Below are 21,462 nucleotides of genomic sequence, written 5' to 3'. Positions count from 1 at the left end.
CTTTCGGGGTCCGATCCGAGATGTGCCCTGCTCTGGGCGATGAAGTCCTAGTCCTGCGGGAATACCACTGCGGTCGCGCCGTCGATCTCGAGCACCGCTACCTCCGTGCCGGGCTCCAGCTCGATCGTCGGGTCGTACGACCGGGCCGTCCACTCCTCGCCGGCGAGCTTGATCCGGCCACCCGACGTTCCGATGCGCGAGACGACGACGCCGTGCTTGCCGACGAGTGCCGCCGTACCGGTCGCGAGCTCCGGGCCACCGTGCAACCGGCGGATGAGCGACGGCCGCACGAAGTAGAGCATCGCGACCGACGTCGCAATCGCGACCAGGCTCGCCAGCAGTACGGGACCGCCCGCGATGGCGGTGACCGAGCCGGCGAAGCAGCCGACGGCGAGCATCAGCAGCACCAGGTCGAGGCTCACCATCTCGGCGATCGCGAGCAGTACCCCCGCTCCGGCCCAACCCACCCACGCGTTCTCGCTCAGCCAGTCGAAGAAGTCGGACACGATGGCCACCCTAGTGGAAGCCGGTGCCGCCGCGCGGGCGGTCGGGCCGCGCGACGCGTCGGTGTCCGGGCTCAGGAGGCGCGGCGCGCGGCGAACCTACCGGAGTGCTGCGTGATCGTCAGCGGCGTCTCGAACGTGGACGTCAGCGTGTCGTCGTTGAGCGTCGAGCCGATCGGTCCGGCGGCGACGACCCGGCCGTGGCGCAGCATGAGGACGTGGGTGAAGCCGGGCGGAATCTCCTCGACATGGTGCGACACCAGTACGATCGCGGGCGCCGCGGGATCGGCCGCCAACCCCGCGAGGGTCGAGACGAGGTCTTCACGAGCGCCGAGGTCGAGGCCGGCCGCCGGCTCGTCGAGCAGCATCAGCTCCGGGTCTGTCATCAGGGCCCTGGCGATCAGCGTACGTTTGCGCTCGCCCTCGCTCAGGGTGCCGAAGGTGCGGTCTGCGAGATGGCCGATGCCGACCTGGTCGAGCAGGGCGACCGCGCGTTCAAGGTCGAGCTCGTCGTACTCCTCACGCCAGCGCCCGATCACCGCGTACGCAGCGGAGACGACGACGTCACGTACCAGCTCCGCGCGGGGTACCCGCTCGGCGAGCGCCGAGCCGGCATGCCCGATCCGTGGTTGCAGCTCGAAGACGTCGACCGTGCCGAGCACCTCGCCGAGGACACCGGCGATGCCACTGGTCGGGTGCATCTGCGCGCCCGCAACCTGGAGCACGGTGGTCTTGCCGGCGCCGTTCGCACCGAGGACGACCCACCGTTCGTCGTCGTTGACCGTCCACGTCACGGAGTCGAGGATGCGTTGTCCGCCGCGCACGATCGTGGTGTCGACGAGCTCGATGACCGAGGCCATGATCTCCTTCCGTCGCGTGTGGCACGGGTGTCCGGGTGGCCGTCCGGGCCCACGCTGGATAATAGTCAGGTGCAACTCACCTGCTTGTGGCGCGTCGGCCAAACGGCATGACCGCGCTCCCCCGCTCGGCGCGCTGGGCGTCGTGGTTCAACGCGTGGCTCGGCGGTTTCGCCCCGATCGACGATGCGACAGCGGCCGTACGCGGCGCCGATGCCGCGCACGACGTCACCGGGCTCGCGGACGACATCCTTCCGCTGGAGCAGGCCTGGGCCGCGCTCCGAAAGCGAGGAGCGACCGCCGCCGCGCTCGCGCTTCCCGTACCCGGCGACCCGGCCGGCCTCGCCGGTCCGCCGATGTTCAACGAGGCCGCGCTCGACACGGCGGAGGCCGTCGTCGTCGTCGGTGCAGGTGTCGGGTTCGTCCCGTCGGTCGTCGGACGCGGCGTGTTCTGGTCCACGTACGACGCACAGGCACCGAGGCCGTCCACCTCGGTCGCCGATGCCGAGCGCGCGCTCCGCGAGCAGCTCGTCGAGACCGGCCGAGTCCTCGCCGAGCTCGATGTCGCACGCTGGCGGCCGGAGATCGCGGACACCCTCTCGGATCTCCGCGCCACGCGCGACGGCGTACTCCCGCCCGGATTCGACCAGCGCGCCCAGCGGGTGTCGGCGCTGGCGGTGCGTTGCTGGCGGATCTGCGATCTCGCACTTGCCGACGACGGAGGCGCCCTCGGCGTCGGCGACGGAGCGGCCCGGCGGCGTACGACGCTGGAGCTGCAGCGTGCCGCGCGGCACGCCGTCGTTGCCGCGTGCAGCTCATTCGAGCCGGGCACTACTCTCGGGGAGCGATGAACGTACCGGTCAAGCCGAAGCCCGACCCTGCTGGGTCGACCCTGCTCGTCACCCTCACCGGTCGCGACCACCCCGGCGTCACGTCGCGGGTCTTCGCGGCAACGGCGGGTTTCGACGCGGAGGTACTCGACATCGAGCAGCTGCTGCTGCGGGGCCGTCTCGTGCTCGGCGTGCTGTTCACCGAGCCGGTCGACCGCGACGGCTTCACCAGCGCCATCGAGTCGGTCGCTCACGGGCTCGACATGGACGTCGAGATCGCCGAGGGCGAGGGCGACAACCGGCCTCGGCGGATCGGCCGGACCCACGTCACCGTGCTCGGCTCGCCGCTGTCTCCCGAGGCAGTCGCGGGTGTCGCCGGCCGCATCGCCGACGCGGGCGCGAACATCGACAGGATCGTCCGCATGGCGCGCTACCCCGTCACGGCGATCGACCTCGACATCTCCGGTTCCGAACCCGAGCACCTGCAGATGGTGCTCGCGCAGGAGGCGGTGCAGCAGCAGGTCGACATCGCCGTCCGGCCGACGGGCATCCACCGCCATGCCCAACGCCTCGTGGTCATGGACGTCGACTCGACGCTCATCCAGGGCGAGGTGATCGAGATGCTCGCCGAGCATGCGGGCTTCGGCGACCAGGTCGCGGCGGTCACGGCGGCGGCGATGCGTGGCGAGCTCGACTTCGCCGACTCGTTACGCGCTCGCGTACGTCTGCTCGAGGGTGTGCCCGCATCGGCGCTCGACCAGGTCTACGAGTCGCTCGTCTATACCCCGGGCGCGCGCACGATGATCCGGACGCTGAAGCGGCTCGGCTACCGGTTCGCCATGGTCAGCGGTGGGTTCACCCAGATCGTGGAACGTATCGCCGCCGACCTCGGCATCCACTACTACGCCGCGAACCGTCTCGAGGTCGACGACGGGCGGCTCACCGGGCGGCTTCTCGGCGCGGTCGTCGATCGAGCGGGCAAGGCGATCGCACTGCGCCGCTTCGCCGACGATGCCGGTATCGCACTTCCGAACACCGTGGCGATCGGCGACGGCGCGAACGACCTCGACATGCTCGCCACCGCCGGACTCGGCATCGCGTTCAACGCCAAGCCGGTCGTCCGGGATGCCGCCGATACGTCAGTTTCGGTTCCGTACCTCGACGCGATCATCTACCTCCTCGGCATCACCCGCGAGGAGGTCGAGGCGGCCGACGAGGCAGCCGGGGTCAGCGGCTGATCGTCACGCGAGCGGCGGTACGTAGCGCACCAGCGTCGCCGTGGTCGAGTCGATGTCCGACCAGCGCGGCTCCACGTCGAAGACCGCCGTCGTAGCCGGTGAGAAGCCCCCCGCGCGCAGCTCGTCGTACGCCCCGCCGGCCCGGTTGCCGACGAGCTGCGCCACGAGGTCGGCGATCGTCGGGTTGTGGCCGACGACGATCGCGGTCTCGACGTCCTCCCCCAGGACGCGCACCTCGTCGAGAACCACATCGGGGTCGGCTGTGTACAACGAGTCCAACAACCGTCGGGTCACCTCCGCGGCCAGCACCGAGGCGGCGAGATCCCACGTCTGCGCCGCACGTACCGCGGTCGAGACGAGCGCGACCGCGGGCTCGCGTACGTCGCCGTCGAGCGCCTCACCGAGCGCCGTGGACTGGCTGCGCCCGCGTTCGGTCAGGTCGCGAACGGCGTCGCTGCTCGCGGTCCGCTCGGTCTTGGCGTGCCGCACGAGGATCAGCCGTGGCACGCCTACGCACCCATCGCGTGATAACCGCCGTCGACGTGCACGATCTCACCGGTCGTCGCCGGGAAGTAGTCGCTCAGCAGCGCGGCGGCCGCGCGCGCGGTCGGCTCGTTGTCCTTCTCGTCCCAGCCGAGTGGCGCGCGGTCGTTCCACAGGGCCTCGAGGTCCTCGAAGCCCGGGATCGCCTTCGCCGCGAGCGTCTTGAGCGGGCCGGCGGAGACCAGGTTGACCCGGATGCCGTCGGGGCCGAGGTCGCGGGCGAGATAGCGCGCACACGACTCCAGGCCCGCCTTCGCGACGCCCATCCAGTCGTACGCGGGCCAGGCGACGGTCGCGTCGAACGTCATGCCGACCACCGAGCTCCCCCGCCCGAGCAGCGGTCGCGCGGCATTCGCGAGCGACATCAGCGAGTACGCCGACACCTGTACGGCCTGCGACACGTCCTCCCACGGCGCGCCGACGAACCTGCCACCGAGGATCGTCTCCGGGTTGCCGTACGCGATCGAGTGGAAGATGCCGTCGAGGCCGCCCAGGGAGTCCTGCAGCTGGTTCGAGAGGTCTGCCAGATGCTGCTCGTCGGTCACGTCGAGCTCGATGACCGACGCCTCCTTCGGTAGCCGGTTGACGATCCGCCGGGTGATGCCGAGCGCCCGGCCGAAGTTCGACACGACCACCTCGGCGCCTTCGTTCTGGGCCGTACGCGCGACCGCGAAGCCGATCGAGTTGTCCATCGTCACGCCGGTGACGAGCAGCTTCTTGCCTTCGAGGATTCCCACGTCTACTCCTGTTTCTGAGGTCGGGTCTGCCTAGGCCGTGTCTAGTGTCCTGTGTACGAAGTGGTTTGACGGAAGGCGTCGTCCAGGTGGATGCATCCGCAAGGCCGAGGAGGACGGTCATAGTGGGCCCTATTTCCGACGACGAGAACGCCGCGGGGCGCCGCCTGGGCGACGAAAGACGTCCAATCATTTCGTACACAGGGCACTAGTGCCCCATGCCGAGGCCGCCGTCGACGGGGACGACCGCCCCCGTGACGTACGCCGCCGCGTCGGAGGCGAGGAACTCCACGACGCCGGCGACCTCGTCGACGTCGGCGTACCTGCCGAGCGGGATGGCCGCCTTGTACTCAGTGCGCTTCTCCTCGGGCAGCTCGGCCGTCATCTCGGTCTCGACGAACCCGGGAGCGACGACGTTCGCCGTGATCGACCTGCTGCCGAGCTCACGGGCGATCGACCGCGCCATGCCGACCATGCCGGACTTGCTCGCGGCGTAGTTCACCTGCCCCGCACTCCCCAGCAGGCCGACGACCGAGGAGACGAACACGATGCGGCCGCGACGCAGGCGCAGCATGCCCTTGGCGGCGCGCTTCGCGACGCGGAACGACCCGGTGAGGTTGGTGTCCAGCACGTCCGACCAGTCGTCCTCGCTCATGCGAAGCAGCAGCGTGTCTCGGTTGATGCCCGCATTGGCGACCAGGATCTCCACCGGGCCGTGCTCGGCCTCGATGGTCGCGAACGCCTCGTCGACCTGCTCCGGCACGGTGACGTCGCACCGGACGCCGAGGAGGCCGGTGGGGGGGCTCGCCGCTCCGGTAGGTGACGGCGACCTGGTCGCCGGCGTCGACGAACCGTTGCGCGATCGCGCGTCCGATGCCCCGGTTTCCTCCCGTGACAAGTACCGATCGAGCCACGTCGTACCTCTCGTTCGTACGTACGGCGCACCGGACGGCGGCGCCTCGCAAACGCTATCGGCTACCGCCCGGTAAGGCCGATTCGGATCACTCATCGTCCTCGAGACGGAAACCGAGCTTCATCGTGACCTGGTAGTGCGAGACCTCGCGATCGGAGATCTGTCCGCGTACGCCGAGCACCTCGAACCAGTCGAGGTGCCGGAGGGTTGCTCCGGCCCGGGAGATGCCGTTCTCGATCGCCTGGTCGACGCCGTCCGGCGACGTTCCGACGATCTCCGTGACGCGGTACGTACGGTCGCTCATGATGTCTCCTTGAGTTCGGGTGACTCCATCTTCGCCCACGCACGCACACCGGCGTACGGTGGAGACATGGATCCGCACGCGCACCAAGCGGTCAACATCACCAGCGCCCAGCCCGGACGCAGCGTCGATCTGCACAAGCGCCAGATGCGGTACCTGATCTCCATGGGGATCCGCACCGTGTGCTTCGTTGCCGCGGTCATCGCCAGCGGACCGCTGCGCTGGGGTTTCGTCGTGGCCGCCGTGCTGCTCCCGTACGTAGCGGTCATCCTCGCCAATACGGCGACGCAGCGAACGACGTCCTCCGGGCAGGCGTACCGACCGGATCCGGCGGGCAGTCTCGAATCCGGGACCCAGGGGGATGCGAAGTAGGTCACGTTCGTGTAATGTCCGGTGGCGACGCCTCGTCTCCCCCGTCGAGGTTGTCAGATGCCGGATGGCTCCCCCCGTGGCTGTCCGGCATCGCCCTTTTCTCAGGCCTTTCGCGTCGACGTACGCTGGCCCTTGTGAGTGCCGAACAGACCGACGAGCCCGATCCCCTCTGCTCGGCCAAGGGGTGCACCGCGCCGGCCCGGCATCAGCTGCTGTGGAACAACCCGAAGATCCACACGCCTGATCGGCGCAAGGTCTGGCTCGCCTGCGACGAGCACGAGGAGCACCTGCGTACGTTCCTTTCGGCCCGGGGCTTCTGGAAGGCCACCGAGCCCTTCACCCCTCGCCGCTGAGTCGGCGGGGGCTCAGCCGCCGATGGCCGACATCGGACGCGTCGGCTGCAGGAACCCCTCGTCGTCGATGCCGTGACCGGGACGCTTGATCCACATCGCGTCGCGCCAGCGCTGCGCGATGTCGGCGTCCGACGCGTCGCCTCGCAGGGCACTGCGCAGATCCGACTCCTCGCGGGCGAACAGACAGTTGCGCACCTGACCATCGGCCGTCAGGCGTACGCGGTCGCAGTCGCCGCAGAACGGACGGGTGACCGACGCGATGATGCCGACGGTCGCGGGGCCACCGTCGACGGCGAACTCCTCCGCGGGCGCGGATCCGCGTGACCGGCCGCTCGGCGTGAGCGTGTAGAACGGCCGCAGGATCTCGAAGATCTCGTCTGCGGTGATCATCTGCTCGCGGTTCCACTGGTGCTGCGCGTCGAGCGGCATCTGCTCGATGAACCGCAGCCGGTAGCCGCGCTCGAGACACCACGCGAGCAGCTTCGGCGCCTGCTCGTCGTTGAGCCCGCGCATCAGCACGGCGTTGATCTTCACCGGTTCGAGCCCGGCGGCCTTCGCCGCCTCGAGCCCGGCGATGACGTCATCGAGCCGGTCGCGCCGGGTGATCTCGGCGAACGTCTCGGGGTCGACGGTGTCGAGACTGACGTTCACCCGGTCGAGCCCGGCCGCCGCGAGTTTGTCGGCCGTGTGCTTCAGGCCGAGTGCGTTCGTCGTGATCGAGACCCTCGGACGCGGCGACAACGCGGTCAGCTGAGCGATGATCGACGCGAGGCCACGCCGTAGCAGCGGCTCGCCGCCCGTCAGCCGGACCTCGCGGATGCCCAGGTGCTCGACACCGATTCGTACGAGACGTACGACCTCGTCATCGGTGAGCGTCTCGTCGTTGGGCAGCCAGTCGAGGCCCTCCGCCGGCATGCAGTACTGGCAGCGGAGGTTGCAGCGGTCGGTGAGCGAGACGCGCAGATCGCTCGCGACGCGGCCGTACTGATCCGCGAGCATCATCGGCTTCGCGAGCTCCTGGGTCATGCACACTCCTTCGCGCTCGTCCCACCCACCCTAGCCCGCCGCACCCACGGAACCCCACGCCATCCCGGCAACCGGACGCGCGTACCGTTTCGGTGTGTACCGCTTCGTGCTCAGCCTGCGCTGGCTGGGATTCGCGCTCTTCGTGATCCTGCTCGCGGGCGTGTGCGTTCGGCTCGGCAACTGGCAGCACGACCGGCACGAGCAGCGCAAGGCGGACAACGAGATCATCAGCGCGCATCTCGACGAGTCGCCCCGGCCGATCGATGACGTGCTCGGTTCCGACGACGACTCCGTGCCCGACGACATCGAGTGGACTCCGGTCACCGTCACCGGTACCTACGACACCGAGCGCGAGGTCGTCGAGAAGTACCAGACTCGCGACGAGGGCCCTGGCGTCGACGTCGTGACCCCGCTGGTGACCGACTCCGGCATCGCGGTCATCGTCGACCGTGGCTGGATGTCGTCGCCGAACAACTCCGCCGAGGTGGACATCCCCGCGCCCCCGTCGGGCAAGGTCACCGTCACCGGATGGCTTCGGGTCGACAGCGCCGCCGAGGCGAGCGCCGTCGAGCCCACCGACGGGCAGGTGCGCGCGGTCTCCAGCACCGGCATGGAGGCCGCACTCCCGTACGACGCCTACCCGGGCTTCGTCAATCGCACCGACCAGGACCCCGCCGGTGACGACGGACTCGAGCCGGAGCCGCGGCCCGACCTCGGGCAGGGCCCGCACTTCTTCTACGCCATGCAGTGGTACTTCTTCGCCGGCCTGGCGGTCTTCGGCTGGTTCTACTTCGCGTGGTCCGAGGCCCACCCGCGTACGCGCCGCGCCAATCGCGAGACGCCCGCTGAACCCGCGACCGACAGGGACGGGGCAGACGCCGCGAGCTAGCGGGACGTATTCGTTTCGCGGATACCCCCCATCCTCAAGTCACTCTTCGCACCGTGTGAGCCGCGCCATAGTGTCGCTCGCGTCATCCCAACGCACCGCCTCGATCACTCTGCCGAGGCGGGATGTTGGTCAAACGCGAGAGGCACAACATGGCACCACGACGTCGATACGGGGGCTTGGCAGCAGCCGCACTGAGCATCGGACTGGTGGTGACGGCATGCAGCGATCCATCGCCCGCTCCAGCCGGCTCATCGTCCGGCGGTGACTCGACCACCGTCTCGGCAGGAATGGTCGCCGCCATCGACCAGATCGGTCTACCGGCGGCCCTCGACCAGGGCTTCTTCGAGAAGGAGGGCCTCAACGTCGAGATCGCCGAGCCGTACGCGTCCGGCACCGACCAGCTCAATGCCCTCGACGCCGGCCAGATCGACATCGCGCAGGTCGGCTCGCCGGTGCTCGGTGCGGTGCTCTCGGGCGCCGACTACGTGTTGCTCGGCAACTACACCGGCTCGGCGGCGAAGTACGGCAGCGACGAGACGATGGCGGTCGTGGCCCGCGACGGATCGGGTATCAAGGAAGGCGACCTTCGTACCCTCAAGGGCAAGAAGATCGGCGTCACGGTCGGGTCGATCAACCACCTCTACCTGCTCGCCGTCCTCGAGGACCTCGGCATGTCGCCCGACGACGTCAAGATCGTCAACACCGCGCCACCGGACATGGCGGTCGGGCTGCAGACCTCGGGCATCGACGCCGCGATCGTGTGGGATCCCTTCCCGATGATGATCACCGACCAGGTCGAGGGCTCGTACGACGTCGCCCGCGGGGGCGACTACATCGGCTTCCTCGGCTACGTCGTCGCCGAACGTACGTGGGCCGAGGAGAACCCGGATGTCGTCAAGTCCTTCCTGACTGCTCGTGCGAAGGCCGACCAGTGGATGCGGAAGAACCCCGACGACGCCGCCGAGGTCGCCAGCCGCTGGCTGTCGGACCTCGATCCTGAGATCGCCAGCGAGTCGATGAAGTACAACGTCACCCAGCTCGACCCGCGCATCTCCGCGTGCAACTACGCGGCGCTGAACGACGCGATGGTGACCCTCGACGAGCTGGACGCGCTCGACGGCACGTTCGACGTCAACAAGATCTTCGAGCCGAGCACGATCACCGGCATCGCCAAGGACCAGCCCGCGGTCTTCGACGACCTCAAGCCGATTCCGAAGTCGGCTCAGATCACCGACGGCTTCACGTACGACCCGAAGGCGAACCAGTGTCCGCAGTGACGACGTCGGCGCGTACCAGGCGGCGGGCATCGAACGCCGCCTGGTTCGTCAGCCCGTTCCTCGTCCTGCTTGCGATCTGGCTGGTCGCGATCCCCGCCGGCAATGTCTCGGAGCGGACGTTTCCTTCGGTCGGCAGCGTCGTGGAGGCGTTCGCCGACACGGCAGGGTCCGGCGAGCTGTGGAAGGCGGCGTCGGCAAGCCTCGCCCGCGTCCTGGTGGGTGCCGCGATCGCCGTCGTCGTCGGAGTGCCGTTCGGAATCCTGATGGGCGTCAGCCGCGGCGTCTCGACGTTCTTCTCGCCGCTGCTGCGGTTCTCCGTTGCGCTGGCCGGAATCGCCTGGGTACCGATCGCCACCCTGTGGCTCGGCTACAACAACCGCGCGGTCGTCTTCATCGTCTTCAACGCCGTCTTCTTCGCGATCGTCTACAACACCATGCTCGGCGTACGCCAGATCGACACCTCGCTGCTGCGCGCCGCACGCAGCCTCGGCGCCGGGCGCAGCCGGATGCTGTGGGAGATCTACCTGCCGGGTGCCGCGCCCAGCATCGCGACGGGGGTTCGCGTCGGGATGGGCTTCGCCTGGCGCGGGCTCATCGCCGCCGAGATGATCGCGACCAGCACAGGCCTCGGCTACAGCCTGTTTCTCGCGCGCCAGTACTACGAGACGGAGGTGATCGTGCTGATGATGATCACGATCGGCGTGCTGTGGCTCGCGATGGATCGTTGGATGCTGCGGCCGCTCGAGCGACGTACGGTCGAGCGCTGGGGCGAACAGAGCCCGGTGGCCGGATGACGGCCGCATCGCTCACCGGCATGGCCGACCGCGCTCGACCATGGACCACCCGACTCACCCACATTCCGGGGCTGGCGACATTCGGGCCGTTCGTGGTCGTGATCGCGCTCTGGCAGGTGGTCGTGTGGCTCGGCGTGTTCCCCTCGTCGTTCTTCGTGGGTCCGGGCGACGTCTGGAGCGAGGCGGTGAGCCTCACCGAGCGGGGCATCCTGCCCGCGTACATCCAGGACTCCGTCGTGCGGTTGCTCGTCGGCGCAGCGTTCGGTCTCGCCGTCGGCATCCCGCTCGGGTTCCTGGTGGGGCTCAACCGGTACGTCCGCAGGTTCCTGTGGCCGGCGCTGCTGTTCTTCCAGGCCATCGGCGACATCGCCTGGCTGCCGATCCTGATCGTGTGGTTCGGCTTCAGCCTCACGTCGGTCACCTCGGTGATCGTCTACACCGTCACGTTCCCGCTCGTGATCAGCATCGTGGCCGCTATCGACGCCGTGCCGGTGAACGTGCAGCGCGCGGCCTCCAGCCTCGGCGCATCTCGCTGGCAGCACGTCCTGTACGTGATCCTGCCCGCGTCCCTGCCCGGTGTCTGCAGTGGCATCCGCACCGGGCTCGGGTACGGATGGCGCGCCCTGATCGCGGCCGAGATCATCATCGGAACCAGCGGTGTGGGCTTCATGATGTTCGACGCACGTCGGCAGGGCGACGTGTCGCAAGTATTCGTCGGGATGGCCGTTCTGGGCATCCTCTGGTATCTCACCGACGCGCTCGTCCTCGCTCCCGCGGAGAAGGAGACCGTCGAACGGTGGGGCATGGTCGAAGGGATCGGTCGATGACCGCATTGACTGTCAAGGGCCTCCGGCAGACGTACGACGACCCGTACTCCGGCGAGGCGACGACCGCCGTCGGCGACGTGACGTTCGACGTCGGTGAAGGCGAGTTCGTCTCCCTGATCGGTCCGAGCGGGTGCGGCAAGACGACCGTGCTCAACGTCGTCGCGGGCTTCATCCAGGCGACCGACGGCACCGTGGAGATGGCGGGGAAGCCGGTGACGGCACCCGGACCCGAGCGCGGAGTGGTGTTCCAGGACTTCGCACTGTTCCCGTGGATGACCGCAGAGGGCAACGTCGCGTTCGGCCTGAAGATGCAAGGCGTCCCGCGGTCGGAGCGTCGTACGCGGGCCCGCGAGATGCTGCGGCTGGTCGGGCTGGAGGGCAACGAGTCGAAGTACCCGCACGAGCTGTCCGGCGGCATGCGCCAGCGCGCCGGTGTCGCACGAGTCCTCGCGACAGAGCCGGCGATGATGCTGATGGACGAGCCCTTCGCGAGCATCGACGCGCAGACCCGGCGCGTACTCCAGCAGGAGGTGCTGCGGATCTGGGAGCAGGACCGTACGACGGTGCTGTTCGTGACGCACGACGTCGACGAGGCGATCTTCATGGCCGACCGCATCATCGTGCTCGGCGGCCGTCCGTCGACCGTCGAGGCGAACATCGTCGTCGACCTGCCCCGCCCGCGTACGTGGCGCGACGTGCAGGTCGACTCGACGTTCCTCGACCTGCGCAACGAGCTGCTCGTACGCCTCGGCGTCGAGGACGGCGTGGAGGCCCGATGACGCTGCTGATCCGGATCCTGCGCTCGCGCGCCGTCATCACCCTGGTCACGGTCGCGGTGCTGCTCGCCGCCTGGAACGCCTACCTCGCCGTACGCGCGCCGAGCAGGGTCGACGCCGATCTGAAGGAGCAGGCCGAGAGCGGTCAGCCAGTACGGGTCGCCGTCCAGCTGGGATTCCCGGCGGAACGCTTCCACACCCTCGAGCTGCAGAAGTACGGCCGGGTGAGCGGCGTCGACGGCAAGGTCATCGAGCTGCGCGACGTACGACCGGAGTCGGTGAACGCGATCGCCCGCATCTACTGGGTCGACGAAGTACACGCCGCCGAGAGCCCGGCCTCATGACGGCGCCCGGCGTACTCCCCCGGCTGTTCGACGCGGGGCTCGTCATGGTGGTCCGCGCACCGAGCGCCGACGACGCGATCGCGGCGATCACCGCGGCGCGTCGCGGTGGCATCGAGGTCGTCGAGGTCACCTTCACGACGCCCGACGCCGTACAGGCGATCGCCCGCGTACGCACCGCGTACGACGACGTCCTCGTCGGCGCGGGCACCGTGCTGTCGCGCGTGGACGCGGAGGCTGCGGTCGACGCCGGGGCACAGTTCGTCGTCTCACCCGGCCTGGACCTCGACCTGCTGCGCTGGGCACCGACGGACATCGCCGTCGTACCGGGGGTGCTCAGCCCGAGCGAGGTGATGCGGGCGAACCGCGCGGGCGCGGACGCGGTGAAGCTGTTCCCCGCCCACACCGTCGGCCCGGCCCACCTGCGCGCATTGCTCGCCCCGTTCCCCGGACTCCGCGTCATTCCGACCGGCGGTGTGACACCCGACAACGCCGCCGACTGGCTCGAGGCCGGCGCGGCCGCGGTCGGGATCGGCGGAGCCCTCAGTCCCAACACACCGGTGACGGACCTCGTCGCCGACTCCATCACCGACGAGGCCGCACGCGCGGTCGCCGCGGTGCGTAGCCATCGCCACCACATCACCCAGGAGATGACATGACCGAGCAACAGTACGACAGCGCCACCATCACGGCGTTCGAGCAGATCAGCACGGCCTCGGTCAGCGACGCCCTGCAGAGCCTCGGACCGCACGGGTACCTGTCCTCGGACATCAACCTCGTGACCGGTCGCAAGATCGTCGGGCCGGCCGTGACCGTACGCGAGATCCCGACGACGGAGGAGGTGCCGCCGACGCACGCGCTCGAGGCGATCGACGCAGCGACCCAGGGCGACGTGATCGTCATCGACGTCGGCGCCGAGCGCGACGTCGCCGCATGGGGCGGCCTGATGACCGCGGGCGCGGTCGCGAACGGTCTGGCGGGCGTGATCCTGGATGCCGGCGTACGCGACGTCGAGGAGATCGACCGCGACTTCGCCGGCTTCACCGTGTTCGCGCGGACGACCTCACCCGCGACGACGCTCGGCCGGTTCAAGACCGTTGCGAGCGGCGAGCCGGTGGTCGTCGGCGGGGTGACGATCAACCCCGGTGACCTCATCGTCGCCGACCGCGACGGTGTCGTCGCCATCCCCCGCGACCTCGTCGAGCAGACGCTCGCGGGCGCGCAGGACATCGAGGATCGCGAGCGCGAGCAGACCCGACTCATCCTCGAGTCCGGCTCGCTCGCGACCGGCCTGGCCAAGTACAACCGGATCTGAGGGGCTCGCCTTGCCTGACATCGTGTCGTTCGGGGAACCGATGGTCGAGTTCAACGCCGAGTCGGTCGGCGGCCCGCGTACCGGCTCGCTCTTCAGCCTCGGGTACGGAGGCGACAGCTCCAACTTCGCGGTCGCGGCCAGCCGGCTCGGTGGCCGCAGCGGCTACCTGACCCGGGTGGGAGCCGACCACTTCGGCGCCCTGCTGCAGGACCTGTGGCACTCCGAGGGCGTCGATGCGACGCCGGTGATCGTCGACGAGCCGCGGCCGACCGGGATCTACTTCATCGTGCGCAACGGTGCCGCGACGGAGTTCGTCTACCGGCGTACGAACTCGGCCGCCTCGCACCTCGCGCCCGACGACCTTCCGCACGGGTGGATCGAGCAGGCGACGATCCTGCACGTCACCGGCATCACCCAGGCGATCAGCCAGACCGCAAGCGACACGGTGTTCGCGGCGATCGAACGCGCACGGGCGGCGGGTACGACCATTACGTACGACCCGAACATCCGCCCGCGGCTGTGGCCACTGCAGACCGCACGCGCCATCGCCCGCTACACGATCCCGCTGTGCTCGGTCGCGTTGCCGAACCTCGACGAGGGGCGAATGCTGACCGGGTACGAGGATCCGAAGGCGATCACCCAGGAGCTGCTCGAGCTCGGCGCACCGCTCGTCGTACTGAAGATGGGCAGCGCGGGTGCGATCGTCGCCAGCCCGGACGAGTACGTGTCGATCCCGGCGCTCCACGTACGCGCGAAGGACCCGACCGGCGCCGGTGACACGTTCGATGCCGGTTTCGCGGTCGCGACCGTCGAGGGACGTACGCCTGCCGACGCCGCGCTGTTCGGTGCGGCGGCCGCCGCACAGGTGGTGAAGTCGCTCGGCGCTGTCGATCCCATCCCACAGCGCCATGCCGCCGACGCGTTCCTCGCCGAGCTCCAGCAGGCGGGCGCCTGACGCGCCCCCAGATCTGGGCCCGTATGGACCGTTTCCGACTCCAAAACGGTCCATACGGGCCCGAATCCGGTGGATCAGGCGCGCCGCTGGTAGTGCTGCACCGCTTCGGGTACGGGGAGCTGCGCGATCACGTCGATGAGCGCCCGGGTTGCGGGCTGCATCGAGTGCGAGGAGTCCCAGAAGACACCGACCACTCGCCTGCTTCCGGACTCCTGGATCGGTACGACGCTCACGCCGTCGATGTCGCACACCGACGCCGCGAGTAGGTTCGTCAACCCGACGCCGAGGCCTTTACGTGCAAGGGCGACGAGCGTCTGCGGCGCGTTCGTGTGGAACGCGACGTTGGGCGTGACACCGGCCGCCATCATCGAGCGGACGATCTCGTTCGGGTCGTCCTGGTCGGTACGCAGGTCGCCGATGGTGATGATCGGGTTCTCCGCCACCTCACGCAGCGAGACGTACTCCAGGCCGGCGATCGGATGGTCGACGGGCACGACCGCGACGATCGGCTCCTCCCACAGGGCATGGTGCAGGATCGCGGCGCTACGCGGCGACGGTAGGGCCGGCCGGATCGCCAGGTCGGCATTGCCGGTCTGCAGATCCTCGAGCAGCTCGGCCGCAGTGCCCTCTCGCAGCGTCACGCTGACCTGTGGGTACGCCTCGGCGAACGCGTGCAGAAGATCGGGTACGAACGCCGCACCGGCACTCGGGTAGCAGCCCAGCGCAACGCGCCCCCGCAGGATGCCGATGACGGCCTGCACGGATGCCTCGCCCGCGTCGAGGTCGGCGAGCGCCCGTCGCGCATGCTCGAGAAACGCGACTCCGGCCTCGGTCAGTCGTACGGGCCGTTCGCGGCGGTCGAACAGGATCGCACCGAGGCGGCGTTCGAGATCGGCGACGTGGGAGCTGATCCTCGGCTGCGAACGGTACGTGTGCTCGGCCGCCGCGGCGAACCCGCCGAAGTCGACCACGGCGAGGAAGCTGGTCAACCACTCGAGTCGGTAGCTGTCGGTGGATCCTTCGCGCATCGTGACCGGCCGTCTCAGAGCGTCCGGAGGGCGCCGCCGTCGACGGGAACCGCCGCGCCGGACACGTACGAGGCAGCCGGTGAAAGCACGAACGCGGCGACCCGGCCGAACTCCTCCGGAACCCCGTAACGCCGTAACGGGATCCGTCGTACGCGCGCGTCCTTCGACCACTGGGGATCATCGGCCTGCTCGTCCATCCACCGCACTCGCTCGGTCTCGACCCGGGCCGGGAGCAGGCTGTTGACCCGGATGCCCTGCGGCCCGAGCTCGTCGGCGAGGCTCTTCGCGGCCATAGCGAGACCGGGGCGCAAGCCGTTGGAGATCGCCATGCCGTCGAGCGGCGCGCGTACCGACGTCGACAGTACGAACGCGATCGACCCGCCGGCGCCGACGGCCGCGGCGACCGTACGCGCCAGCCGGAGTCCACCGACGAACACGTTCTCGAAGGCCTCTCGCCACTGGTCGTCGGAGATCTCCGTGACGGCACCCCGCATCGGGCCTCCGACGCTGATCAGTGCCCCGTCGAGCCGACCGAAAGACCGCTGTGCCTCGCCGACGAGCATTTCCGCGCTCTTCGGATCGGCGTTGTCGGCCACGACGCCGACGCACTGCTCCCCCAGCTCGTGAACGGCCTTCTCGACGTACTCCTCGGTCCGCCCGGAGAGCACGACGCGGGCGCCCTCGGCGACCAGCACCTCGGCGGTCGCCCGGCCAAGACCTCGCGAGCCGCCGGTGACGATGAAGACGGAGTCCGCGAGTCCAAGGTCCATGCGGGTCAGCCTGCCATGCCGCCTTTCGCGAGCGACGCCGAGTCGGCATCGACGACGGCGTCAAGGTCAGCCGGCGGCACCAATGGTCTCTGTTGCGAACTGGGTGCGGTAGAGCTCGGCGTACGTACCCTCGCGGGCGAGCAGCTCCGTGTGCGTGCCCTGCTCGACCACGCGACCGGCGTCGAGGACGACGATCGAGTCGGCGTTGCGTACCGTCGAGAGCCGGTGCGCGATCACCAGCGAAGTACGTCCGGCGAGTGCGCGGTCGAGGGCTGCCTGCACGGCACGCTCCGACTCGGAGTCGAGGTGTGCCGTCGCCTCGTCGAGCACGACGACGCGCGGCCCCTTGAGCATCAGCCGGGCGATCGCCAGCCGCTGCCGCTCGCCTCCCGACAGCCGGTGCCCACGGTCGCCGACGACTGTGTCGAGACCGTCGGGCAAGGCGTCGACCAGGTCGAGGATCTGCGCATCGGACAGTGCCGCACGCATCTGGTCGTCGGTCGCGTCGGGCGACGCGTACAGCAGGTTGGCGCGAATCGTGTCGTGGAACATGAAGGGATCCTGGGCGACGTAGCCGATCGTGTCGCGCAGCGAGTCCTGGCGCAGCTGGCGTACGTCGCGGCCGCCGACCAGCACGGCGCCGGAGTCGACGTCGTAGAGCCGCGCGAGCAACGCGCTGACCGTCGTCTTGCCGGCACCCGAGTGGCCCACGAGGGCGACCATCTCACCGGGCTCGATGGCAAACGAGATGTCGTGCAAGACCTCGCCGCTCGGCGACTGCCCCGACCTGGCAACCCCTTCGAGGCTGGCGAGCGACGCCTCGGCGTCGTCGTAGCCGAAATGAACCTGGTCGAGCTCGACACTCGCGGGTGCGTCGTCGGGGAGATCGACGGCATTGTCGGCATCGCGGATCGTCTGCGGCAGGTCGAGCACCTCGAAGACCCGCTCGAAGCTGACCAGCGCCGTCATGATGTCGACGTGCACGTTGGTCAGCGACGTCAGCGGCCCGTACAGCCGGCCCATCAGGGCGGCGAGCGCGAGCAGCGTACCGACGGTGAGGACACCGTTGATGCCCATCACACCGCCGATGCCGTACACGAGTGCGGTCGCGAGCGCGGCGACCAGAGTCATTGCGGAGAAGAAGATCCGGCTGGTCATCGCGATGCGTACGCCGAGATCGCGTACACGCGCGGCCTGGCCGTCGAAGCCGTCGCGCTCCTCGTCCGGGCGGCCGAACAGCTTGACCGTCATCGCGCCGCCGACCTGGAAGCGCTCGGTCATCGTGCCGCCGAGGTCGGCGTTGACCTCCATCTGCTCCCGGGTCAGGCCGGACAGGCGCTTCCCCGCCCACTTGGCGGGGAACAGGAAGATCGGTACGAGCAGGAATGCGACGAGGGTGATCTGCCACGACAGGATCAGCATGGTACCGACGACCAGCGCGAGGCTGATGACGTTCGAGACGACTCCGGACAGCGTCGAGGTGAAGGCCCGTTGTGCACCGATCACGTCGTTGTTGAGGCGGGAGACGAGCGCGCCGGTCTGGCTGCGGGTGAAGAACGAGAGCGGCATCCGCTGCACGTGGTCGAAGACCTCAGATCGCAGGTCGTAGATCAGCCCCTCGCCGAGACGTGCGGAGAAGTACCGCTGCGCGAGCGCGAGCCCCGCCTCGATGAACGCGAGCAGTGCGACGATGCTCGACAGGATCACCACGACCGACGTGTCACCGGGTACGACGCCGTCGTCGATGATCGACTTGAACAGCAGCGGTGTCGCGACCGTCAGGCCTGCCGTGAGCACGACGAGCACCAGGAACGCCGTGATCTGGGCGCGGTACGGGCGCGCGTACTGCAGGATGCGCCGGGTCGTGCCGGGTGCGACGCGCTGTCGCAGAACGGACGGATCGTTCGTCATCGAACGCCAGGTGCCGGGGTTCATCGGCCTCACCTCCCGGTGGATTTCAACCGACGTAATCCCAATTACATTCCCACCAACGCTGACGAGAGGATCCAGGCCCGCCGAGGAGAGACTTCTGGTCGGAGCGCTGGGCCGGAACTCTCTCCTCGAGGGGCCAGAACTCTCTCGTCAGCGTGGTCAGGCGGAGAGCTCGGCTCCCGGGCGTGGGCGGTTCGGCAGCAGGTCGTCCACGAGGGCGAGCGTGCTGCCCTCCGGACCCCGCGGCGAGCCACAGCGTCCGAGCGTCGCGAACATCTCGTCGACGAGGCCGGCAACGTCGGTGTCTGCCGCCGCCGCGAGGCGCAGCATCCGCCGCCACAGCACCTCCGCGTCGGGTACGCCGCGCAGGCCTGCACGCAGCGCGTCGACGGCCTCGCGAGGACGGCCGTGGTCGCTCGCCGAGACAGCCGCCGTCTCCGCGATCGACACAACGGTCTCTCGCATCCGTCGCGTCAGCTCCGGGCGTACCCACGCGTACCGCTCTGCGGGCAGCTCCGCGAGCGGGGCACCGGTCACGTACCGCAGGCCGTCCGCCGCCGACGCGAGCCCGCTGCGTGCGAGGTCGACGTTGCACATCGTGAGGACGTGCCAGTCGACCCGCACCCGGCTCAGGTCCAGGAACCAGCGCCCATCGGTGCCGGTCACGGCGGAGGCGCCACCCGGTGCGGTCAGCCACGTCTGCGCAGTCTCGAGCGCCGCCGAGACGACATCGTCGGAGGCACCACGCGGCCACAGCATGCCTTCGAGGACGCGCTGGTGCACGCCCTCCGGGTGCAGCGCCAGGCAGACGACGATCTCGGTCGAGAGCGGGAGGCGTTCGTCGTCGATCTCACCGACCGCGTCGACCCGCAGGTCGCCGAGCACCTGAATGTCGGCGACCACGCCTGCACCCGGGTCGGCGACCCAGGGGTCGTACCCGGGTACCGCCTGGGGCGACTCCGACTCGACCGGCGCGATCTCTTGTCCGTACAGCGCGACCAGGGGCGGAATGCTCGCTGCCGGCAGCCGCTGTGCGTTGAGCGCCATGCCCCAACCCGCCGGTACGACGACGCCGTCGGCATTGGCCGACAGGCGCAGACCCGCTCGTTCCACCTCGCCGCAGCAGAACACACCGATCGGGTTCTGCCGGTCGGTGGCGAACCCGGTCAGGATGGCGAGCTGTGTGCGCGACGGCTCGTCGGCCGACACGATCACGCGCTCACTGAGCCGGTGCTGCACCGACCCGCGTACGTGCGAGATCGCGTCGTCGAGCGTCGAGAACTGGCGCAGCCGGCCACCGCCGAGGGGCAGCAGGTCCTCATGGAACCCGACCGCGATCACCTCGATCACGTCGGCCCAGGCATGGGTCGCGAGGTCGATGACGATCGACCGCGCCATCTCGGTCGCCACCCTGCGATCGCCGCTCACCGCGACGACTCCGCCGGCCGCCGCGAGGTTGACCAGCACCTGCTCGCCACCGTCGACCCCGATGCACGCCAACTGTGGCGCCGCGGACGGGCCCTCGAGGTGCTCGCGGGTGAGCGCGTCCGCAGTCGTCGTCCACTCGTACGCGTCGGCGCCGGGGAGCCAGCCCTTCGCCGGTGGGCCCGCCACGCCGTCGAACCGTACGCTCATCCGGTCGGCGCCGAGACGCGCGACGCTGGGGCGTACCCCGGATTCGTGCGTGCCCATCGACCGCATCGCCCGGTCGGCGAACAACGCCGACGGCCGGTCGGCGCGAAGCTGCAGCGAGTGCTCCTCGTCGAACGGTGCGCCACGCCCCGGTGGGTCGCCGCCGTTCCATCCGCGCTGACGTCGGAGGCCCCACAGCAGGCCGGCCGCGATCAGGCCGCCGCCGAGGCCGAGCTGGGCGTACAGCGTCGAGTGGTTCTCACCACCGGTCGGGCGGGTCGAGGTCGCCGAGGTGGCACCCTCGGATGCGACGTCGGCCCCGGTGTCACCCTGCTGTTGGGTGCCCGGGCCCTGGTGGGCCGCGCCCTTGTCGTCGCCCTGCGACGGACCGACCGGCTGTCCGTCGGGCCGGATGACGTTGGGGCCACGCGCGTCGTCGGGCAGGCGCATCTGCCAGCCGGGGTAGATCAGGTCGGGGTCGATCAGCCGGTTGCCGTCCTCCTGCAGGACGCCCTTGTTCAGCTGGTAGATCTCGCGCCACCGCAGTGGGTCACCGAGGGTGCGGTCGGCGATGTCCCAGAGACAGTCGTAGTTGCCCGCATGCGGCGGCTGCACGTAGTACGCGAGCCCGGTCTGTGCCTGCGCTCCGGTCGGGAGCTCCTGGGCGAGCGCGCTGCCGCCGGGGACGCCGGTCGCGGCCTGCGCGTTGGCAGGTACGCGCTGCTGTGCCGCGTCGATCTTGTCGAACGCCGCCTGGACGCTCTGCTGGACCGCGGGCACGTCTCCCGGACCCGCGCCGCCGCCGGTCGCCGCGGTGGCGGCCGGTGCCGAGATCGTCGCCGTACCGATCAGCAGGAGCACCGACGCGACGAGCCGACGGGCGAGCGGTTGGGCACCGACGCCGCCGCTCGGCGCCGGACGGTCCTGGCGCGCGCGTACGACCTCGACGGCCACGCAGACGACGAAGTACGCCCACGCCGCCCACATCACCAGCGTGAGGATGGAGACGATCGCCGAGTCGTCGAGCTCACTGCTCAGCCAGTCGCCGGGCTCGGCCACCGCGTCCCACGGGGCCCCACCGGCGTACGTCCACAGCGCCCATGGCACGCCGGCGATCAGGACGGCGAGCGCGACCAGGGCCGCGAGGCCTCGCATCCGCTGAGCTGGGGTCGTCACGTCATGCTCCCGTCGGGGTCGGTGCGTGCGTACGCAGTGAGGCGCACCCTTCCATCATGGCCGGAAATGGGGTCACGCAC

At 69.6% G+C, this 21,462-nt stretch carries 23 protein-coding genes and 1 pseudogene; 13 read left to right on the top strand and 11 right to left on the bottom strand.

Annotation, left to right across the window (positions count from 1 at the left end; all coding sequences use genetic code 11):
- Positions 1-47: 47 nt before the first annotated feature.
- Positions 48-506 (bottom strand): NfeD family protein, encoded by a 459-nt coding sequence (locus L0C25_RS21090; protein ID WP_271633741.1) that lies wholly within the window; start codon positions 504-506, stop codon positions 48-50.
- A 71-nt stretch (positions 507-577) separates the two neighbouring features.
- On the bottom strand, positions 578-1,363 hold the full coding sequence (locus L0C25_RS21085) for an ABC transporter ATP-binding protein (RefSeq protein WP_271633740.1): 786 nt from the start codon (positions 1,361-1,363) through the stop codon (positions 578-580).
- Positions 1,364-1,470: 107 nt separating this feature from the next.
- Here L0C25_RS21085 and L0C25_RS21080 point away from each other — a divergent pair, with 107 nt between their 5' ends.
- The gene (locus L0C25_RS21080) at positions 1,471-2,211 is read left to right on the top strand and encodes a hypothetical protein (RefSeq protein ID WP_271633739.1); all 741 of its coding nucleotides are present in this window, start codon (positions 1,471-1,473) and stop codon (positions 2,209-2,211) included.
- Positions 2,208-3,428: a phosphoserine phosphatase SerB gene (gene serB / locus L0C25_RS21075; RefSeq protein WP_271633738.1), complete on the top strand. Its 1,221-nt coding sequence runs from the start codon at positions 2,208-2,210 to the stop codon at positions 3,426-3,428. Before L0C25_RS21080 ends, serB begins: the two co-directional genes overlap by 4 nt.
- 3 nt (positions 3,429-3,431) lie before the next feature.
- Here serB and L0C25_RS21070 read toward each other — a convergent pair whose 3' ends face one another.
- The 4 genes and pseudogenes from L0C25_RS21070 to L0C25_RS21055 all read right to left on the bottom strand — a co-directional run bounded on the left by L0C25_RS21070 (position 3,432) and on the right by L0C25_RS21055 (position 5,922).
- Positions 3,432-3,935, bottom strand: coding sequence for a SixA phosphatase family protein (locus tag L0C25_RS21070; RefSeq protein ID WP_271633737.1), 504 nt, complete (start codon positions 3,933-3,935; stop codon positions 3,432-3,434).
- A gap of 2 nt (positions 3,936-3,937) precedes the next feature.
- Entirely contained in the window at positions 3,938-4,708 is a 771-nt protein-coding gene (gene fabI, locus L0C25_RS21065; RefSeq protein WP_271633736.1) for an enoyl-ACP reductase FabI, read from the bottom strand.
- A 205-nt stretch (positions 4,709-4,913) separates the two neighbouring features.
- Positions 4,914-5,619, bottom strand: a pseudogene (gene fabG / locus L0C25_RS21060) (3-oxoacyl-ACP reductase FabG).
- A gap of 87 nt (positions 5,620-5,706) precedes the next feature.
- Positions 5,707-5,922: a dodecin gene (locus tag L0C25_RS21055; RefSeq protein ID WP_271633735.1), complete on the bottom strand. Its 216-nt coding sequence runs from the start codon at positions 5,920-5,922 to the stop codon at positions 5,707-5,709.
- 66 nt (positions 5,923-5,988) lie between these two features.
- On the opposite strand from L0C25_RS21055, the gene L0C25_RS21050 reads away from it, so the two are divergent.
- The gene (locus L0C25_RS21050) at positions 5,989-6,291 is read left to right on the top strand and encodes a DUF3099 domain-containing protein (protein WP_271633734.1); all 303 of its coding nucleotides are present in this window, start codon (positions 5,989-5,991) and stop codon (positions 6,289-6,291) included.
- 134 nt (positions 6,292-6,425) lie between these two features.
- On the top strand, positions 6,426-6,644 hold the full coding sequence (locus L0C25_RS21045) for an acetone carboxylase (RefSeq protein ID WP_271633733.1): 219 nt from the start codon (positions 6,426-6,428) through the stop codon (positions 6,642-6,644).
- A 12-nt stretch (positions 6,645-6,656) separates the two neighbouring features.
- On the opposite strand, the gene moaA is transcribed toward L0C25_RS21045, so the two are convergent.
- Complete coding sequence (moaA, locus tag L0C25_RS21040) at positions 6,657-7,670, bottom strand: GTP 3',8-cyclase MoaA (RefSeq protein WP_271633732.1); 1,014 nt, start codon at positions 7,668-7,670, stop codon at positions 6,657-6,659.
- A gap of 94 nt (positions 7,671-7,764) precedes the next feature.
- On the opposite strand from moaA, the gene L0C25_RS21035 reads away from it, so the two are divergent.
- The 9 genes from L0C25_RS21035 (at position 7,765) to L0C25_RS20995 (ending at position 14,844) form a co-directional block, all read left to right on the top strand.
- On the top strand, positions 7,765-8,559 hold the full coding sequence (locus tag L0C25_RS21035) for an SURF1 family cytochrome oxidase biogenesis protein (RefSeq protein ID WP_271633731.1): 795 nt from the start codon (positions 7,765-7,767) through the stop codon (positions 8,557-8,559).
- A 149-nt stretch (positions 8,560-8,708) separates the two neighbouring features.
- Positions 8,709-9,836 (top strand): ABC transporter substrate-binding protein, encoded by a 1,128-nt coding sequence (locus L0C25_RS21030; RefSeq protein ID WP_271633730.1) that lies wholly within the window; start codon positions 8,709-8,711, stop codon positions 9,834-9,836.
- Complete coding sequence (locus L0C25_RS21025; protein WP_271633729.1) at positions 9,824-10,630, top strand: ABC transporter permease; 807 nt, start codon at positions 9,824-9,826, stop codon at positions 10,628-10,630. Before L0C25_RS21030 ends, L0C25_RS21025 begins: the two co-directional genes overlap by 13 nt.
- Positions 10,627-11,457, top strand: a complete 831-nt coding sequence (locus L0C25_RS21020) for an ABC transporter permease (protein WP_271633728.1) — start codon at positions 10,627-10,629, stop codon at positions 11,455-11,457. Before L0C25_RS21025 ends, L0C25_RS21020 begins: the two co-directional genes overlap by 4 nt.
- On the top strand, positions 11,454-12,236 hold the full coding sequence (locus tag L0C25_RS21015; protein WP_271633727.1) for an ABC transporter ATP-binding protein: 783 nt from the start codon (positions 11,454-11,456) through the stop codon (positions 12,234-12,236). The genes L0C25_RS21020 and L0C25_RS21015 overlap by 4 nt, the downstream gene beginning before the upstream one ends.
- A complete protein-coding gene (locus L0C25_RS21010; protein WP_271633726.1) occupies positions 12,233-12,577 on the top strand; it encodes a hypothetical protein in 345 nt (114 codons plus the stop codon). Before L0C25_RS21015 ends, L0C25_RS21010 begins: the two co-directional genes overlap by 4 nt.
- Positions 12,574-13,233 carry a bifunctional 4-hydroxy-2-oxoglutarate aldolase/2-dehydro-3-deoxy-phosphogluconate aldolase gene (locus tag L0C25_RS21005; RefSeq protein WP_271633725.1) on the top strand — a complete coding sequence of 220 codons (660 nt, stop codon included), beginning with the start codon at positions 12,574-12,576 and terminating at the stop codon, positions 13,231-13,233. Before L0C25_RS21010 ends, L0C25_RS21005 begins: the two co-directional genes overlap by 4 nt.
- A complete protein-coding gene (locus L0C25_RS21000; protein ID WP_271633724.1) occupies positions 13,230-13,889 on the top strand; it encodes an RraA family protein in 660 nt (219 codons plus the stop codon). The genes L0C25_RS21005 and L0C25_RS21000 overlap by 4 nt, the downstream gene beginning before the upstream one ends.
- A 10-nt stretch (positions 13,890-13,899) precedes the next feature.
- The gene (locus L0C25_RS20995; RefSeq protein ID WP_271633723.1) at positions 13,900-14,844 is read left to right on the top strand and encodes a sugar kinase; all 945 of its coding nucleotides are present in this window, start codon (positions 13,900-13,902) and stop codon (positions 14,842-14,844) included.
- 74 nt (positions 14,845-14,918) lie between these two features.
- Here the strand turns inward: L0C25_RS20995 and L0C25_RS20990 are convergent, their stop codons facing one another.
- From L0C25_RS20990 to L0C25_RS20975, 4 genes are all read right to left on the bottom strand, one after another.
- Complete coding sequence (locus L0C25_RS20990; RefSeq protein ID WP_271633722.1) at positions 14,919-15,872, bottom strand: LysR family transcriptional regulator; 954 nt, start codon at positions 15,870-15,872, stop codon at positions 14,919-14,921.
- Between the two features lie 14 nt (positions 15,873-15,886).
- A complete protein-coding gene (locus L0C25_RS20985; RefSeq protein WP_271633721.1) occupies positions 15,887-16,642 on the bottom strand; it encodes an SDR family oxidoreductase in 756 nt (251 codons plus the stop codon).
- Positions 16,643-16,708: 66 nt separating this feature from the next.
- Complete coding sequence (locus L0C25_RS20980; protein ID WP_271633720.1) at positions 16,709-18,577, bottom strand: ABC transporter ATP-binding protein; 1,869 nt, start codon at positions 18,575-18,577, stop codon at positions 16,709-16,711.
- 156 nt (positions 18,578-18,733) lie between these two features.
- Positions 18,734-21,382, bottom strand: coding sequence for a LysM peptidoglycan-binding domain-containing protein (locus tag L0C25_RS20975; protein ID WP_271633719.1), 2,649 nt, complete (start codon positions 21,380-21,382; stop codon positions 18,734-18,736).
- Positions 21,383-21,462 lie beyond the last annotated feature (80 nt).

It is taken from the genome of Solicola gregarius, from assembly GCF_025790165.1.
Taxonomy (GTDB): domain Bacteria; phylum Actinomycetota; class Actinomycetes; order Propionibacteriales; family Nocardioidaceae; genus Solicola; species Solicola gregarius.
This window is presented reverse-complemented; position numbering and strand designations above follow the sequence as displayed.